The sequence below is a fragment of the Pseudomonas sp. FG6 genome, assembly GCF_057809015.1.
Genome location: NZ_JBMDJD010000007.1, coordinates 100237 through 114739, shown reverse-complemented (window position 1 = coordinate 114739; position 14503 = coordinate 100237). Strand labels below are relative to the sequence as shown.

The following is a 14503-nucleotide window of genomic DNA, read 5'->3' as shown; positions in this document are numbered from 1 at the left end:
GATGGGCCGTCAAAGGCTGACTTTCAAGGTTCCAGGCTTGGGGTGGGGATCGAGTGTGGGTTGGCTCGATATCACGACGCGGGCGTAATGACCTTTGCCCAGGGGCGCCAGGATCATACGGGCCGCCAGGTAATAGGCCAGCCCGGAAATGGCAATCACTGGTATAGAGGCGCCGAAGTATCGGAACGATTCACTCATCGCCACGGTTACGGGGTTATACATAGCGAGGTATCCCGCCACTGCAACGATGCTGATAACCACGGCCGCCCAGTTGATGCCGCCCCAATAGGCGTAATGACTGTTGTGAGTGGCAAACAGACTGGGTGCATCGAGCTGTTCTCGTCTCAATACGAAATAGTCCACAAGGGTAATGCCCGAGATGCCCACGAACATCACGCCGTTATAGGACAACCAGCTCATCACGTTGGATAACAACCATTCGGTTTCGAACGCGAAGTACAGGCCTGGCAGCAGCAGCAAGGCGAGAAGCAACTCCCACCTCAAGCGTGCGAAAAACTTCGCTTGCTGTATCGAGACCCCCGCCAGATAGATCATCACTACCATGGTGGCGATATTCGCAGTCAGCACGATGGTCATAACGATCGAACCGAATATCGGCCCGCCCACAGCGATCATCCATATTGTCGGGTCATAGGTGCCGGCGCTGATGGCGGCGAGTGCCGCGACGGTGGAGACTACGGCTGCACCAAGAATACCGACACCGATAATGGACGGCCCCATGACATGATTCTTGTGTTTGACCAGGCGGGTGAGGCCGCCCATGACCGGCCACCAGGTCATGGCGTTGGAGACACCGAACTCAACGGCCAGCGCCAGGCCCTGGACGGGATCGTGGGAAAGCATTTGGTCGGCTGGCAACTGGTTGTGCCACAGGTTTTCCAGACCGAATTTATGCACGAGGATGCCGAACATCACCAAGGTAATCAGCATGTGTAAAGGCCCAATGAAACCGTTGAGGCGTTCGAACAGTTTCGGCCCCTTGCTCGCGATAACCCAGACCAGGAGCAGCGTCGCCAGTGCGACACCAATCACCAGGTGCTCATGGGAATCCCCGGTCACCTGGCTGCCGGTAATGGTTGCCGCTACGTTTGCGGCGCCCCTGGCGGTGAGCGCTTCCACCACATAGGACCAGCCGATTAGCGTGGCCAACAGCCCGAACAGCGGAATGACGATGCCACGGTAGCCGAACGAAGGTTTAGCGGTGTCGATGGGGTCGGTGCCGTACTTGAAGCTCGGGACGCCGGAGGCCAGCGACACCAATGCCATGCCGATGATCAGGCCGATGGTGTAGCCCATCACCCCGAGTCGCCAATCCCCTACGAACGGCAGGTAACTGCCAATCAGGAAGGCCCAGGTCGCCGCGCTGAAGGCGCAGCATGTCCAAAGGAAGGACCCGTAGGTCTTATAGACCCGATTGCCGGCCAGAACGGGCAAGCGACCCGCCAAGGCTTCTTGTTCGACGCTGTTTGAATTGTTCATGCGTTTGCTCCTACAGCCAGCAAGGTACCGACCCATAGGGCGGCCCCGAAGAGGATCCACAAAGACGCCTCTCGAACCAGCGATGCACCACTGCTCCAGCATTCGGAGGAGGTGTGTTCGGCCTGATTCAGGGCCTCCAGCTGTTTCAACAGATCCCTGTTCAAGCTCGCGCTTGTATTCATCATTCCTGTGCTGTGTTCAACGTCAGCTTTGCTCATGTCGTTGCTCTCCGGACGCGTTCTTGCGATGCCGTCCGCTTTGGCTGTTCTGGAAAATTATGGCAGCGGTTACCAATTTTTCCGGGCATCGGCGGTCAGTGTGTCCAGCAATGCCCGGATTTTCAGCCTACGCCCGGCCCCTGTTAGCCCGTATCCATTTTTGGCAATCGATAGCGGCGACGGATAACAACCGGCGGGCGTAAAGGAGGCTTGCCCGCCAGTGTGTCGTTTCTTCTCGAACCGGGCGCGTGCGATTGAGTAAAAACGCATCAGATTGGGTCGAATGACCAAATTTTGTTCCACGTGGCGAGGCTGGTGCTCAAACAATGATGGGTTTCTTCTGGAGAGAGACATTTGGGGTGATGCTTCAAGGCTCGATGTAGACGCTTGGGGCGTCACTCAGGACCTGTCCTGAGGCACTGCGGTATGAAGATTGCTACGAGAGGGTTGTCGTCCCCCCATCTGCGAGTCGTGCGTCATGCCCATGCCAACCCGTCAACCCGACACTCAGTTCCGTTTCCTGGAATCCCATGACGCGTTCGAACATGCCGGTGGCCTGGAAGAGTGGGATGACAATCGCTATCACCAGCTTGAAAAAAGAGCCCGTTTTCACGGGGCGATCGCCAGCCATTCCATTGCCGGAAAAGTGCAAGTCACCCGCGAGACGATGGAAAGTCCCTACATTGAGCAGATCTGCCACGTGCCACTCGATTCAATCGTCATCGTGAACGTGCGGTCCAGCGAGGACGTATTGCTCAATGGCCGATACGTGAACGCCAATACCTTCCATATTTCTTCCGGCCGGTCGTTTCACTCCGTATCGAAGGCGCCCATCGAGGCCCTGATGCTGACAGTGAAGAAATCGGACTTCCTGGAACAGTTCAGGACCGATGGTCACCTGAACATCGACACAAAACCCTTCGAGCGTTTCATCCAGCCGTCCTGCGAAACACAGATCGATTTCGAAATGAACCTGAAATTGCATCTGAGTCACGTGCAATCAGGCTGCGCGAACGCAGCCGATCGATCGAGTCTGGCCAACGTGTTCGCCTGTGTTCAGGAGATCCTGGATTTCGACACCGGTTCTTCCCGTCTCGTGGTTCCGCCGTCCACGCGTACCTATATCGTTGAGAAGAGTTGCGAGTTCTTTGCCCGGCATTTGACGGATGAAAATATTGGTGTGCTGGACCTGTGCAATCACCTGCGCGTCAGTCGTAGGACTCTTCAGTACAGCTTTGAAGATGTCCTGGGCATGACACCTCTGAACTACATCAGGTCAGTGCGATTGAATACAGCTCGCAAGCTGCTGGTGCAGTCGCCCCGGGATACCATTCAGGGCGCGGCGCTCGATGCGGGCTTCAGTCATCTTGGGAGATTTTCGAAGTATTACCAGGAGTTCTTCGGGGAGTTGCCCTCCCAGACAGTGGTGCGCCTGGGCGCGCACCGGCACTCGCACTGAGCGGAGCAGTGCGGTGCGGTGAAGAGGGCTGCTGAGCAGCCCAGCGGGAGCAAGCTCCCTCGCCACGGATCAGTCAGATTCTCTGAGCGACTATTTCTTTACGCGGGCAACCAGATACTGGGCGTTGAAACCCAGTTCACCATGACCGGCGTCTTGGGCAACCGTCAGATCATCCGCCAATGCCGAAATATGGCTGGCTCGCAGTCCACTCGCTTTCAGCGCGTCCCGCCACTGGATGACGGCATCCAGATACACATTGACCGTCGCCTGGATGGTGCCGAACTCACTCGCTTCAATTTCCTTGATACTTTTCTGCACTTTGTAGCGCAGCAGATCCAGCATCTTGTCGGCAAACTCAGACAACTGCCCGGCACTCACACCTTGCGTCTTGGCGTAGGCCGCCGCTTCGAGGAAACCGGCCAGGCCGACTGCATAAAAGCTGCCGGTCATCGCGGCATCGACAATGGGCGGAACGGTCAGGTTGTCCCCGGTGTAGATCGTCCCCTGAGGCGCCATGGGTTTTACAGTTTCAGCGATTTCTTCCCACACTGCCGGCGCGCACGCGTATTGGATCGCGGTGTAAGGGCCTCCGATCAGATCCGGGTAGGAAGAAATGGCGGCATTGATGAACGTGCCGCCGTGGCCTTCTACGATGGCGCGGTAGCGCTCGCCATCCTCGGGCATCGCGGTGCTTAGGTTGGCGATGAAGCGGCCACTCAGGTCGAGGGACGCTATGTTGCTCTCAATCAGTGAGGCCCCGCCAGAGGCGCTGCTGATTATCATGATGGTCAGTTCGCTGGCATGCACCGCGTCTACGAACGAGGGCGCCAGTGTCGCCCCCTTTGCGACCAGGGGCGTGGTCGCTTCAGGACGACCGTCCCACACCGTGACTTTACGACCTGCTGCAAGCAACGTGCTGGCAAGGCCCGACCCCATCATGCCGGTGCCGATTACCGTTATTGTTTTAGCCATTTCAATATTCCTCATAGATGACGAGACGCACTCGTCGGGTGGTCTACGAGTGAAAGCTAAGCCCCGGGCTTCTGGCTCAATAGCCATTTTCGGCAACGGAGCGACGGTGAACCCGATTGCCGATTCTGGATAGGGGGCGGCCGATCGCGGGGGTAGTTTGAGGCCATCGAAAACCGCAACCCGTGAGGCCTGAAATGAACCAGATCCAGAAACCACAAGACGCTTACGTGCAGGTTGACCACGTTCAGTGGCAGGACTTTCCTGCGCAATTCCACACCGGCGGGGTGAAGTGGAAGTTACTGCATGTTTCGCCGGAGTTCGGTATCTGGACCGTGATGTTCTACTGCCCCGAAGGTTCGATCCTGATGCCGCATATTCATCATGGCCCAGCCGAAGGTTATGTGTTCGAAGGCATTCTGGAGTTGCGTGGCGGCCCGGAGCAGGGGGGGGCTTTGTGCATCCAGGATGGCTTTCTCTACGAAGCGACCGGCGCCGAGCATGAGGAAACCAAAATGCTCGCCGACACCACGTTCATTCTCCAAATGGTCGGCCCTATCACCTGGCAGACCCCGGACGGACAAGAAATCAACCAAACCTGGTCCACCGCCCAGGCGTTATGGGAACAGCAAACCGCTGCCTGATTTCTCAACGTGCTGTTGGCATCTGGAGTCCCCCTGATGAATGTTCTATTTGTACTGACTTCCCACGACGCATTCGGTGATACCGGGCGCAAAACCGGCCTATGGCTCGAAGAGTTTCTAACGCCTTACTACCGCTTTATCGATGCCGGCCTGGCGGTGCGCTTATCTTCCCCCCAAGGCGGCCGCGTCCCGGTGGACCCGGGTTCGGTAGAAGCATTGAAGGACAGTGCGCTTTATCAGCGCTACGCCTCGGATGCTGTCCTGGCAGAGCGTATGAATTGCACCATCAAACTGTCGCTCGTCACCGCGGCAGAGGTCAGTGCACTGGTTTATCCCGGGGGGCACGGCCCGTTATGGGACCTGCGTGACAACCCTGTTTCGGTTGCGTTGATCGAGTCGTTCAGCGCCTCGGGCAAGCCTGTCGCGACCATCTGCCATGCCGGCTGCGCGCTGCTGGATGCACGTAAAGGCGGCGGTCGTCCCTTGATCGAAGGTGTCCAGGTCACGGCATTCAGTGACAGCGAAGAAGCCGCTGTCGGTTTGGACAAGGCTGTTCCCTACCTGGTTGAAACCGATATGAAGGCGCTGGGTGCCGTGTATTCGAAGGCCGGTGATTGGGAGAGCCATGTGGTGGTGTCCGGTTCATTGGTGACCGGTCAGAACCCGGCCTCTTCGCTAGGTGTTGCCGATGCGGTGATGAAGCTTCTGAAGCGCTGATTTGCCAAGGTCTTCAACCAAAAACAATGATTGGAACGACTGCCATGAGCTTTGTGAAAACGAAAGAAGAGCTTCAGGAAATCCAGAGGATTCTCGCGCAGGGTCGCTGCACGATTGAAGGGGTTTCGATTGAATTTGAAACCACCTTCGAGTTTCTGCGCTCCGTGTTGCCGCCATGTTTTGACCTGCCGGCAACACCCACCGCCATCGCCAGTGTCTCTCGTTGGCAGAGTGAACTGTGCGGTGAGTTCGACTGCGGCATCATCGCGCTCAACTGCCGCTATAAGGAACTCGAAGGCACCACCATGCTGGTATTGGTTGTCAGCGGCGACATGCCCGTGACGATCGGGCGTGAAATGTGGGGTGAGGCCAAGAAGACCGGAATTGCCCAAGTCTATCGGGATGGCCATCAAGGGTATGGTTTCTGCGAGCGTAACGGTACGCGCCTGATCGAGATCGCGGCCGAATTCGGGGACGACCTGGGTCCTTCGAGCAGCGAAAGCTATGACTTCGAAATCAAGGCCGTGCCGCATTCCTCGGGCTATGGGTTGCAGCACGACCCGATCTTGAACTGCATGAAGAACCAGGAAAATCTCCGGGTGAAGCGAGAAGGCAAGGGCACGCTCAAGCTCAACGGCACGGCTTGGGACCCGCTGGACACTATTCCAATCGTCTCGGTCGGTACAGCCTGGTACACCGAGGGCGAGTCGACCTGGACAGTCCCGCGCCTGGACGTCCTGCCTGATCGGGATGCGTACTTGCCTTTCGTCTACGGCCAGAAATTCGACGACTTCCGCCTGTTCCGTAAGCCGGCACGCTTCCAGAACGGTCAGTAAGGGTACGCTCTGTCCATCAGTCATGAGGTCTGAAGGACATTTTTGGCGCCTGAGAGGTTGATGTCGGCCAGCGCCCTTGGCTGACTGACATCCATCTCAAAGGCGCCTTTTTTCATCAGCACTGACCGTTGCAGGCGCGCAACGAAACGCCCTCCAACGTCTTCCACGTCGATTCACTGTGAGAGCGGGCTTCGATGAAGTTGCTTGTATCCCCCTGGGGGGGATAGGATGTCGACCACATCCACCGAGGCTCACCTCATGAGCGACCACACCCACGACCACACCCATCCCCACCAAACCCATCCGGCAATCATCAAGCGCCTCAAGCGGGCGGACGGTCATTTGCGCAGCATCATCGCGATGATCGAAGAGGGCCGGGATTGCGTGGACATCGCCCAGCAATTGCACGCCGTGGAAAAAGCCGTGTGCCAGGCCAAGCGGACGTTGATCCAGGATCACATCGATCATTGCCTGGAAGACACCGTTTCGGCACTGGACAAGGGCGAGCGCGCGCCGTTGGAAGCTTTCAAACAAATCACCAAGTACCTCTAGGTAAATAACTCTAGGCCCGACATGCCCAATTTCGCTGAACTGCTGCAACAAGGGGGCGCTCACGCCTGGCTGTATTTTCCCAGTGCGATCCTGCTGGGGGCCTTGCATGGCCTGGAGCCCGGCCATTCAAAAACCATGATGGCAGCGTTTATCGTGGCCATTCGTGGCTCGGTCAAACAGGCTGTGTTGCTGGGGCTTGCCGCCACGCTTTCCCACACCGCCGTGGTGTGGCTGGTCGCTATCGGGGGCATGTACCTTGGTCAAGGGATGGATGCGCGGACCAGTGAGCCTTACTTCCAACTGGCGTCTGCGCTGCTGATCATCGTGATTGCCCTGTGGATGCTCTGGCGTACCTGGCGTGGCGAACGGATGTTCAGGCTCGAACACGATCATCACGATCACGATCACGACCATCACCATGGACATGACCACCACCACGATCATGCACATGCACACCCAACCCACGGGGGCCTGCAACTGGCGCCGGAGGGTTACCAGGATGCCCATGAGCGCGCCCACGCGGACGATATTCGCAAACGCTTCCACAACCGCCAGGTCACCACCGGCCAGATCGTCATGTTTGGCCTGACGGGTGGGTTGATTCCTTGCCCGGCGGCCATCACCGTCCTGCTGCTGTGCCTGCAAGTCAAGGAAGTCGCCCTGGGCGGCATGCTCGTGCTGTGTTTCAGCATTGGCTTGGCGATCACCCTGGTGAGTGTGGGCGCGGCGGCGGCCATCGGTGCCAGGCAGGCTTCCAACCGTTGGCCGTGGCTGGGTGCTGTTGCCCGGCGTGCGCCTTACCTGTCCAGCGTGTTGATCATCGCCGTCGGTGTGTATGTGGGCGTGCATGGCTGGATCGGTTTGAACTCATGAAGCGAGCGGGCAGGCGCAGACGCTGTGCCTGCCCGTGAAGCTTCCTATCGCAACAAGTGCACCACCAACCCCACGAGCGCACACCCCGCCAGCACCTGGATGACCCCGCGCTTGTAGCGCAGCAATGCAATCGCGGCGGCCAGGGCGATCAGCGCCGAAGGCCAGTCGAGCGCGCCGCTGAAGCCTTTGGGCCACAGCACGTGGTAGCCGAAGAAAAACGCCAGGTTGAGGATCACCCCGACCACTGCGGCGGTAATCGCCGTCAGCGGGGCGGTGAATTTGAGTTCGTTGTGGGTCGATTCCACCAGCGGGCCACCGGCCAGGATGAACAGGAACGAAGGCAGGAAGGTGAACCAGGTCACCAGGGTCGCCGCGACGGCGCCGGCCAGAAATACCTGGTCGGCACCGAATACCTGCGAGACATAGGCCCCGACGAAGCCGACGAACGCCACCACCATGATCAACGGCCCGGGGGTGGTTTCCCCCAACGCCAGACCGTCGATCATCTGTGTCGGGGTCAGCCAGCTGTAGTGGCCGACCGCGCCCTGGTACACATATGGCAGCACCGCATAGGCGCCGCCGAAGGTCAGCAGGGCGGCCTTGGTGAAGAACCAGCCCATCTGGGTCAAGGTGCCTTGCCAGCCAAACAGGGCGGTGAGCACGCCCATCGGCAAGGCCCACAGCAGCACGCCGATCACCACCAGCAGCGCGAGTTTCAGCCAATGGAAGCGGGCGTGGGCGGGAGAGGGCGTGTCGTCGTCGATCAAGGCCTGGCCGAAGGATTTGCCGGCGGCGCTGTGCCCGCCGACCTGGAATTTTTCCGGCGCCAGCCGCCCGCCCACATAACCGATCAGCGCGGCACTCAGGACGATCAGTGGGAACGGCACGTTGAAGGCGAAGATCGCGGCAAACGACGCCGCCGCGATGGCCCATAACCAGTTGTTCTTCAGGGCCCGCGAGCCGATCCGGTGCGCGGCCTGCACGACAATCGCCGTCACGGCCGGCTTGATGCCATAGAAGAGACCGGCCACCACCGGGACTTCACCGAAGGCGATGTACATCCAGGACAAGGCGATCAGGATGAACAACGACGGCAACACGAACAGCCCCCCGGCGATCACGCCGCCCCAGGTGCGATGCATCAGCCAGCCAATGTAGGTCGCCAACTGCTGGGCTTCCGGCCCTGGCAGTAACATGCAGTAGTTGAGGGCGTGCAGGAAGCGTCGTTCGGAGATCCAGCGGCGGCGCTCCACCAGTTCCTGGTGCATGATCGAAATCTGTCCCGCCGGCCCGCCGAAGCTGATGAAGCCCAGTTTCAGCCAGAACCAGAAGGCTTCGCGCAAGCTGATGGGCGTTGGCCGCGACTGATCCGGTCCTGCCGATGACTCGCAAGCCAAACTCATGGGTATTCCTCTTTTCATGAAAGCGATGAGCGGGGCTGTCGATGTCGACTCGCGACCCAATAGATTGTTCGGTGAAGCTAAACAGCTGCGGCAGGTAAACGCAACGAAGCCCCTTCCAGGGTTTTCCAGAGTTTACGCATCGTCGGGTTACGGTTGGCAATCGCACAGTACGAACGTATTTCCAGCCGCGTGCTCCATTGCTCATCGCCGGCCCTGACCAACAACCCGCGCTCCAACTCGTCCGCCACCGCGCTTTGCGGCAACCAGGCCACGCCATAACCTTCGATGGCCATGCGCATCAACAGCATGGCCATGTCGGCCTCATAGCAGCGTTGCAACGCCGTCGGGGCGGGGCCGTTCTTGATGACGATGTCGGCGACGCGGCCCAGGAACGTGGTGGCGGTGTAGGCGAGGTAGGGCACCGGCTTGCCGGAGCGTCCCGGCAGGCGGAACAGCGGCTCGCCCTTGGGGTTGGGCGCGCACAGGGGAACGAACGTGTCGTGGCCGAGGACCAGGCTGCCAAAACGTTCGGCGTCCAGCAGGATCGGGGCGAGCGGGTGGTGGTAGACCATCATCAAGTCGCAACTGCCTTCTTCGAGGGCGATGACCGCGTCGTGAATGTTGGCCGCCACCACCCGGGCATTGAACTGTTCGTTGTGTTGCTGGAACTGGCTGAGCCATTTCGGCAGGAAGGTCATCGAGAGGCTGTGGCCGGCGGTGATCTGGATGGACCGTCCGGGCATCCGCTCCACGTCGCGCAAGGTCGAGCGCAATCTCAACAGGCCGGCGAGGGTCTCCCGGCTTTCATCGCAGAAGGTCACGCCGGCGGGCGTGAGTTGGACGGGGTAAGTGCCGCGGTCGACCAACTTGACCCCCACCCATTCTTCCAGGGAGCGGATGCGCCGTGACAGGGCCGATTGCGTCACGCAGCGCACTTCGGCGGCGCGGGAAAAATTCTTGCACTCGGCGATCGCCAGGAGGTCGTCCAGCCATTTGAGTTGCATCTCGATTCTCCAGCGATGAGAGCGCCATCTTACTGCGCAATCTCCCGGCCCAGCAGGGCTTTTGCGTAACTATTCCAAAAGCGCATGGGGCTAGCCGGATTACTCATCATCCCTGCCGATGCGCTCCTTAGAATCGATCCTGCCAAGTAAAAAATTCCAAGAACTACTTGAGGATCGCATCGTGAAAAAGAATAAGCTCCCGCGTCGAATTGCCTTGGGCATTGCCCTGGGCGTGCTGGTGGGTTGGGCGTGTCACCATTTTGCAGGGAGCGAACAAAGTGCCAAGGAGGTCGCGGCATACTTCTCAATGGTCACCGACATTTTCCTGCGCATGATCAAGATGATCATCGCGCCGCTGGTGTTCGCGACGCTGGTGGGAGGGATTGCCAGCATGGGCAATTCCCGCTCCGTGGGCCGGATCGGCGCCCGGGCGATGGCCTGGTTCGTGACGGCTTCTGTGGTTTCGCTGCTGATCGGCATGGGGTTGGTCAATCTGTTCCAGCCTGGTGCCGGGTTGAACCTGGACGTGGCCCAACACGCGACGGCAGCGGTGCCGGTCAATACCGGTGATTTTAGCCTCAAGGCGTTTATCGGCCACGTGTTCCCGCGCAGCATTGCCGAGGCGATGGCCAATAACGAGATCCTGCAGATCGTGGTGTTCTCGCTGTTCTTCGGCTTTGCGCTGGCCGGCGTCAAGCGCGCCGGCTACACCCGGATAACGGACAGCATCGACGAGTTGGCCAAGGTGATGTTCAAGATCACCGACTACGTGATGGCCTTCGCGCCGATGGGTGTGTTTGCCGCCATCGCCTCGGCCATCACCACTCAGGGGCTCGGCTTGCTGGTGGATTACGGCAAGCTGATCGCCGAGTTCTACCTGGGAATCCTGATTCTCTGGGCGTTGTTGTTCGGGGCGGGCTACCTGTTTCTTGGCCGCTCGGTCCTGCACCTGGGCAAGCTTATTCGCGAACCGATCCTCCTTGCGTTTTCCACGGCCAGCAGCGAGTCGGCCTACCCGAAAACCATCGAAGCGCTGGAGAAGTTCGGTGCACCCAAACGCGTGTCCAGCTTCGTGTTGCCCCTGGGGTATTCCTTCAACCTGGACGGCTCGATGATGTACCAGGCGTTCGCCATCCTGTTCATCGCCCAGGCCTACAACATTGACCTGAGTTTCACTCAACAGATGCTGATTCTCCTGACGCTGATGATCACCAGCAAAGGCATGGCCGGTGTCGCGCGAGCCTCGGTGGTCGTGGTCGCGGCGACCTTGCCCATGTTCAATCTGCCCGAGGCGGGGCTGCTGTTAATCATCGGCATCGACCAGTTCCTGGACATGGCGCGCACCGCCACCAACGTGGTGGGTAACAGCATCGCGACGGCCGTGGTCGCCCGAGCCGAACCGCACGAGGAGCCCGTCGAGGACGTTGATGTGCCGACGCCCGCTCGGTGCCGAACCGAAGCGGTTGCGGCAGTGTGAGGAGTCGGTCATGAAGATGAAGGCGAAGCCGGGCGACAAGGCCACCGCGGTCCGCAAGCTGGGTATTGTCGGTGGGCTGGGGTCGCTGGCCGGGGGCGATCTGTTCTACAAGTTGATCAAATCCCGGGCGGTGCTCGAAGATCAGGGCCGCTACCATTTCCTGTTCGAGCAGCACCCGTTCAAGGACGTGCTGCTGCCCCTGGACCAGGGCGCGAGCATGACGTCGCGCAAGTTCTATGTGTTCCAGGTGTGCAAGTCCTTCGAGGACAGTGGTTTTGACGCGGTGATGCTGCCGTGCTTCGCCAGCCATACCTTCCGGGCGGAGATCGAGCAGGAACTGGGCATCGTGGTGCTGGACATGATGGCGGCGCTGACCCGGCATGTCGGCCTCAGCGTCCCGCCGGGGGCGACGCTGGGGGTGATCGCCTCCGACTTCGTGCGCCATTGCGGGTTGTTCGAGCGGCACTTGGGCCAGGACTTCAAGCTGGTCTACCCCGACGCGCCAGCCCAGGCGGGGTTGATGGAGGCCATGTACGGCGTCAACGGCATCAAGGACGGTCATTTGCAAGGCGTGCCACTGGAGGCGGTCTACCAGGCCTGCCTCTCGCTGCAAGCCCAGGGCGCGACGGTGATCTTGCCCGGCATGACCGAGTTGTCCCTGGTGTGTGCGGACTTGCAGCGCCGTGGCGTCGCGGTGCTGGACATCAACGAGATCTACGCCGATTTCGCCACGCTGGATCAGGCGCAACCGCGACCGCTGCCGTTCAAACTGGGCATCGTCGGCGGTGTCGGCCCGGCGGCGACGGTGGACTTCATGGCCAAGGTGGTGGCCAACACGCCAGCGGGCAAGGACCAGGAACACATCAAGATGGTGGTCGAACAGAACCCGCAGATACCGGACCGCACCGCCAGCCTGTTACGCGATGAAACCGATCCGACGATGGCGATGTACGCCACCTGCAAGCGCCTTGAAAGCGCGGGAGCCCACGCCATCGCGATCCCTTGCAACACCGCCCATGCTTTCGTCGAGCGCATTCAGGCGCACTTGCGGGTGCCCATCGTCAACATGTTGGGCGAAACCGTGGAGTGGATCCTGAACGCCTATGGCCCGGGCCAGGCAATCGGCCTGCTGGCGACGTCCGGCACGGTGCAGAGCCAGGTCTATCACCAGGCGGCCCGGCACGCCGGGTTGCAGATCCTGACGCCGGGCGTGGATTACCAGGCGCTGGTCATGGACGCCATCTACGGGCCGCGAGGGATCAAGGCCGGTTTCACCGACGGGCTGTGCAAGGAGCAACTGCTGCTGGCGGCCGAGCATTTGTGCGAGCTGGGCGCGAAAGTGCTGATCCTCGGCTGCACGGAGTTGCCCCTGGTGCTGGAGCATTGCGCGGCGTTCGAGATCAACGGGCGCCGCGTGGCGCTGGTCGACCCGACGAGGATCCTTGCAATGAAGTGCGTTGCGTTGGCCGAGAAAGCCGAGGCATCGGTGGCCGCTGCCAAGGCTGTAAGGACTTGAAATAACCTGTTCGGACTGGGGACATAGTTAACACCTGTGGCGAGGGAGCTTGCTCCCGCTGGCCTGCGAAGCAGGCCCCGACGTCGTTTCAGACAAACCGTGTCGTCCGGTTTACGAATGCTACGCCCGATGCGTCGGACCGTCCGAGCGGGAGCAAGCTCCCTAGCCACGGGATTGGTGGTGTTTGGTCTGGCGTCATCGCGAGCAAGCTTTGCTCCCACCGTTGGTCCAGGCCCAATGGTGAATCAAACCGCCTTGGCCGGCTCCCGCAAGGCGGCAATATCCCGCTTGGGCGGTGCGCCAAACAGGCGGCCGTATTCGCGGCTGAACTGTGAAGGGCTTTCGTAGCCCACCTTGTAGGCCGCGCTCGCCACGTCCATGTGCTCGTTGAGCATCAGGCGCTTGGCTTCGTTCAGGCGCAGCCACTTCTGGTATTGCAGCGGGCTCATCGCGGTGAGCTGGCGGAAGTGGTGGTGGAAGGTGGGGGGGCTCATCTGCACCTGTGCTGCCAGATCGTCCACGCGTATGGGCGCGGTGTAGTTCAATTTCAGCCAGTCGATGGCCTTGGCGATCCGGTAGCCCTGGCTGCCGATGCAGGCGATCTGTTGCAGCCGCGTGCCCTGCTCGCTCATCAAGAGGCGGTAATGCAGTTCGCGCTGAATCAAGGGCGCCAGCACCGGGATCGCTTCGGGTTCGTCCAGCAACCCCAGCAGGCGTACGAAAGGTTCCAGCAGATCCGGTGTCGCCGCGCCGATGCCCACGCCGACACCCACCGGCTTGTCCCGGTTCGGTGCAAGGCCGCCCTGGGCGATGAGGTCAGCCACCAGGCGCAAATCGAGCCGCAGGACCAGGCCCAGGCAGGGCTGTTTCTGGCTTGCCACCAGCACCTCGGAATTGGCGGGGATGTCCAGCGACGTCATGAGGTATCGGTGGGTGTCGTAGCCATACGCCTGGCCCCCGATCCAGAGCTGCTTCACGCCTTGGGCCACGAGCACGATGCTCGGTTCGACCATGCAGATGACGGGGGCCGCCGGGGCTTCGCGACGAAAGAGGCCCAGGCCGCTGATCGATGTTTCGAAGTCGCCCGAACGCGCGGTCCGGGCGCCGATGACGGCGGCGAGGGTCTGTTGCAAGGAGCGGTGTTGGCTGGCCATCTGGGGTCCGGTGTGTTTGAGGTTGATAGCTATGGGCAGAACATTAGCCTGCCAGGCGAAGCGCTGCCTATAGGTCGGCTGATAAGCCATAGGATCAGGCAAGAATTGCACGGGAATGTGCTATCGGCCATCCACGCGGCTGCCGGAAAATGAAGGCATTCCCACCCAGCGAGGAGTCTTC

General features: G+C 60.3%; 14 protein-coding genes. 8 read left to right on the top strand and 6 right to left on the bottom strand.

What is annotated here, in order from left to right:
- Positions 1-9: 9 nt before the first annotated feature.
- Positions 10-1500: a cytosine permease gene (locus tag ACODSJ_RS06820; RefSeq protein WP_489100985.1), complete on the bottom strand. Its 1491-nt coding sequence runs from the start codon at positions 1498-1500 to the stop codon at positions 10-12.
- Entirely contained in the window at positions 1497-1718 is a 222-nt protein-coding gene (locus ACODSJ_RS06815; protein WP_489100984.1) for a hypothetical protein, read from the bottom strand. The genes ACODSJ_RS06820 and ACODSJ_RS06815 overlap by 4 nt, the downstream gene beginning before the upstream one ends.
- 478 nt (positions 1719-2196) lie before the next feature.
- Between ACODSJ_RS06815 and ACODSJ_RS06810 the strand changes: the two genes are divergently transcribed.
- Complete coding sequence (locus ACODSJ_RS06810) at positions 2197-3177, top strand: helix-turn-helix domain-containing protein (protein WP_489100983.1); 981 nt, start codon at positions 2197-2199, stop codon at positions 3175-3177.
- A gap of 90 nt (positions 3178-3267) precedes the next feature.
- Here ACODSJ_RS06810 and ACODSJ_RS06805 read toward each other — a convergent pair whose 3' ends face one another.
- A complete protein-coding gene (locus ACODSJ_RS06805) occupies positions 3268-4149 on the bottom strand; it encodes an NAD(P)-binding domain-containing protein (RefSeq protein WP_489100982.1) in 882 nt (293 codons plus the stop codon).
- Between the two features lie 194 nt (positions 4150-4343).
- On the opposite strand from ACODSJ_RS06805, the gene ACODSJ_RS06800 reads away from it, so the two are divergent.
- The 5 genes from ACODSJ_RS06800 to ACODSJ_RS06780 all read left to right on the top strand — a co-directional run bounded on the left by ACODSJ_RS06800 (position 4344) and on the right by ACODSJ_RS06780 (position 7768).
- Entirely contained in the window at positions 4344-4790 is a 447-nt protein-coding gene (locus ACODSJ_RS06800) for a cupin domain-containing protein (RefSeq protein ID WP_489100981.1), read from the top strand.
- 36 nt (positions 4791-4826) lie between these two features.
- Positions 4827-5507: a type 1 glutamine amidotransferase domain-containing protein gene (locus tag ACODSJ_RS06795; protein WP_489100980.1), complete on the top strand. Its 681-nt coding sequence runs from the start codon at positions 4827-4829 to the stop codon at positions 5505-5507.
- Positions 5508-5551: 44 nt separating this feature from the next.
- Complete coding sequence (locus ACODSJ_RS06790; protein ID WP_489100979.1) at positions 5552-6343, top strand: acetoacetate decarboxylase family protein; 792 nt, start codon at positions 5552-5554, stop codon at positions 6341-6343.
- A 258-nt stretch (positions 6344-6601) separates the two neighbouring features.
- Complete coding sequence (locus tag ACODSJ_RS06785) at positions 6602-6895, top strand: metal-sensing transcriptional repressor (protein WP_489101026.1); 294 nt, start codon at positions 6602-6604, stop codon at positions 6893-6895.
- Positions 6896-6916: 21 nt separating this feature from the next.
- On the top strand, positions 6917-7768 hold the full coding sequence (locus ACODSJ_RS06780) for a nickel/cobalt efflux protein RcnA (RefSeq protein WP_489100978.1): 852 nt from the start codon (positions 6917-6919) through the stop codon (positions 7766-7768).
- 44 nt (positions 7769-7812) lie between these two features.
- On the opposite strand, the gene chrA is transcribed toward ACODSJ_RS06780, so the two are convergent.
- Complete coding sequence (chrA, locus tag ACODSJ_RS06775; protein WP_489100977.1) at positions 7813-9171, bottom strand: chromate efflux transporter; 1359 nt, start codon at positions 9169-9171, stop codon at positions 7813-7815.
- Positions 9172-9248: 77 nt separating this feature from the next.
- Positions 9249-10175, bottom strand: coding sequence for a LysR substrate-binding domain-containing protein (locus ACODSJ_RS06770; RefSeq protein WP_489100976.1), 927 nt, complete (start codon positions 10173-10175; stop codon positions 9249-9251).
- A 181-nt stretch (positions 10176-10356) separates the two neighbouring features.
- Between ACODSJ_RS06770 and ACODSJ_RS06765 the strand changes: the two genes are divergently transcribed.
- Both ACODSJ_RS06765 and cuyB read left to right on the top strand, forming a co-directional pair.
- Positions 10357-11652 (top strand): dicarboxylate/amino acid:cation symporter, encoded by a 1296-nt coding sequence (locus ACODSJ_RS06765; RefSeq protein WP_489100975.1) that lies wholly within the window; start codon positions 10357-10359, stop codon positions 11650-11652.
- A gap of 10 nt (positions 11653-11662) precedes the next feature.
- Positions 11663-13168: a cysteate racemase gene (gene cuyB / locus ACODSJ_RS06760; protein ID WP_489100974.1), complete on the top strand. Its 1506-nt coding sequence runs from the start codon at positions 11663-11665 to the stop codon at positions 13166-13168.
- 245 nt (positions 13169-13413) lie between these two features.
- Here the strand turns inward: cuyB and ACODSJ_RS06755 are convergent, their stop codons facing one another.
- The gene (locus tag ACODSJ_RS06755; protein ID WP_489100973.1) at positions 13414-14322 is read right to left on the bottom strand and encodes an AraC family transcriptional regulator; all 909 of its coding nucleotides are present in this window, start codon (positions 14320-14322) and stop codon (positions 13414-13416) included.
- Positions 14323-14503 lie beyond the last annotated feature (181 nt).

Bases quoted from the DNA above. Each gene is read 5' to 3' on its own strand.
- ACODSJ_RS06820 (WP_489100985.1), bottom strand. From the start codon at position 1,500: ATGAACAATTCAAACAGCGTCGAACAAGAAGCCTTGGCGGGTCGCTTG.
- ACODSJ_RS06815 (WP_489100984.1), bottom strand. From the start codon at position 1,718: ATGAGCAAAGCTGACGTTGAACACAGCACAGGAATGATGAATACAAGC.
- ACODSJ_RS06810 (WP_489100983.1), top strand. From the start codon at position 2,197: ATGCCCATGCCAACCCGTCAACCCGACACTCAGTTCCGTTTCCTGGAA.
- ACODSJ_RS06805 (WP_489100982.1), bottom strand. From the start codon at position 4,149: ATGGCTAAAACAATAACGGTAATCGGCACCGGCATGATGGGGTCGGGC.
- ACODSJ_RS06800 (WP_489100981.1), top strand. From the start codon at position 4,344: ATGAACCAGATCCAGAAACCACAAGACGCTTACGTGCAGGTTGACCAC.
- ACODSJ_RS06795 (WP_489100980.1), top strand. From the start codon at position 4,827: ATGAATGTTCTATTTGTACTGACTTCCCACGACGCATTCGGTGATACC.
- ACODSJ_RS06790 (WP_489100979.1), top strand. From the start codon at position 5,552: ATGAGCTTTGTGAAAACGAAAGAAGAGCTTCAGGAAATCCAGAGGATT.
- ACODSJ_RS06785 (WP_489101026.1), top strand. From the start codon at position 6,602: ATGAGCGACCACACCCACGACCACACCCATCCCCACCAAACCCATCCG.
- ACODSJ_RS06780 (WP_489100978.1), top strand. From the start codon at position 6,917: ATGCCCAATTTCGCTGAACTGCTGCAACAAGGGGGCGCTCACGCCTGG.
- chrA (WP_489100977.1), bottom strand. From the start codon at position 9,171: ATGAGTTTGGCTTGCGAGTCATCGGCAGGACCGGATCAGTCGCGGCCA.
- ACODSJ_RS06770 (WP_489100976.1), bottom strand. From the start codon at position 10,175: ATGCAACTCAAATGGCTGGACGACCTCCTGGCGATCGCCGAGTGCAAG.
- cuyB (WP_489100974.1), top strand. From the start codon at position 11,663: ATGAAGATGAAGGCGAAGCCGGGCGACAAGGCCACCGCGGTCCGCAAG.
- ACODSJ_RS06755 (WP_489100973.1), bottom strand. From the start codon at position 14,322: ATGGCCAGCCAACACCGCTCCTTGCAACAGACCCTCGCCGCCGTCATC.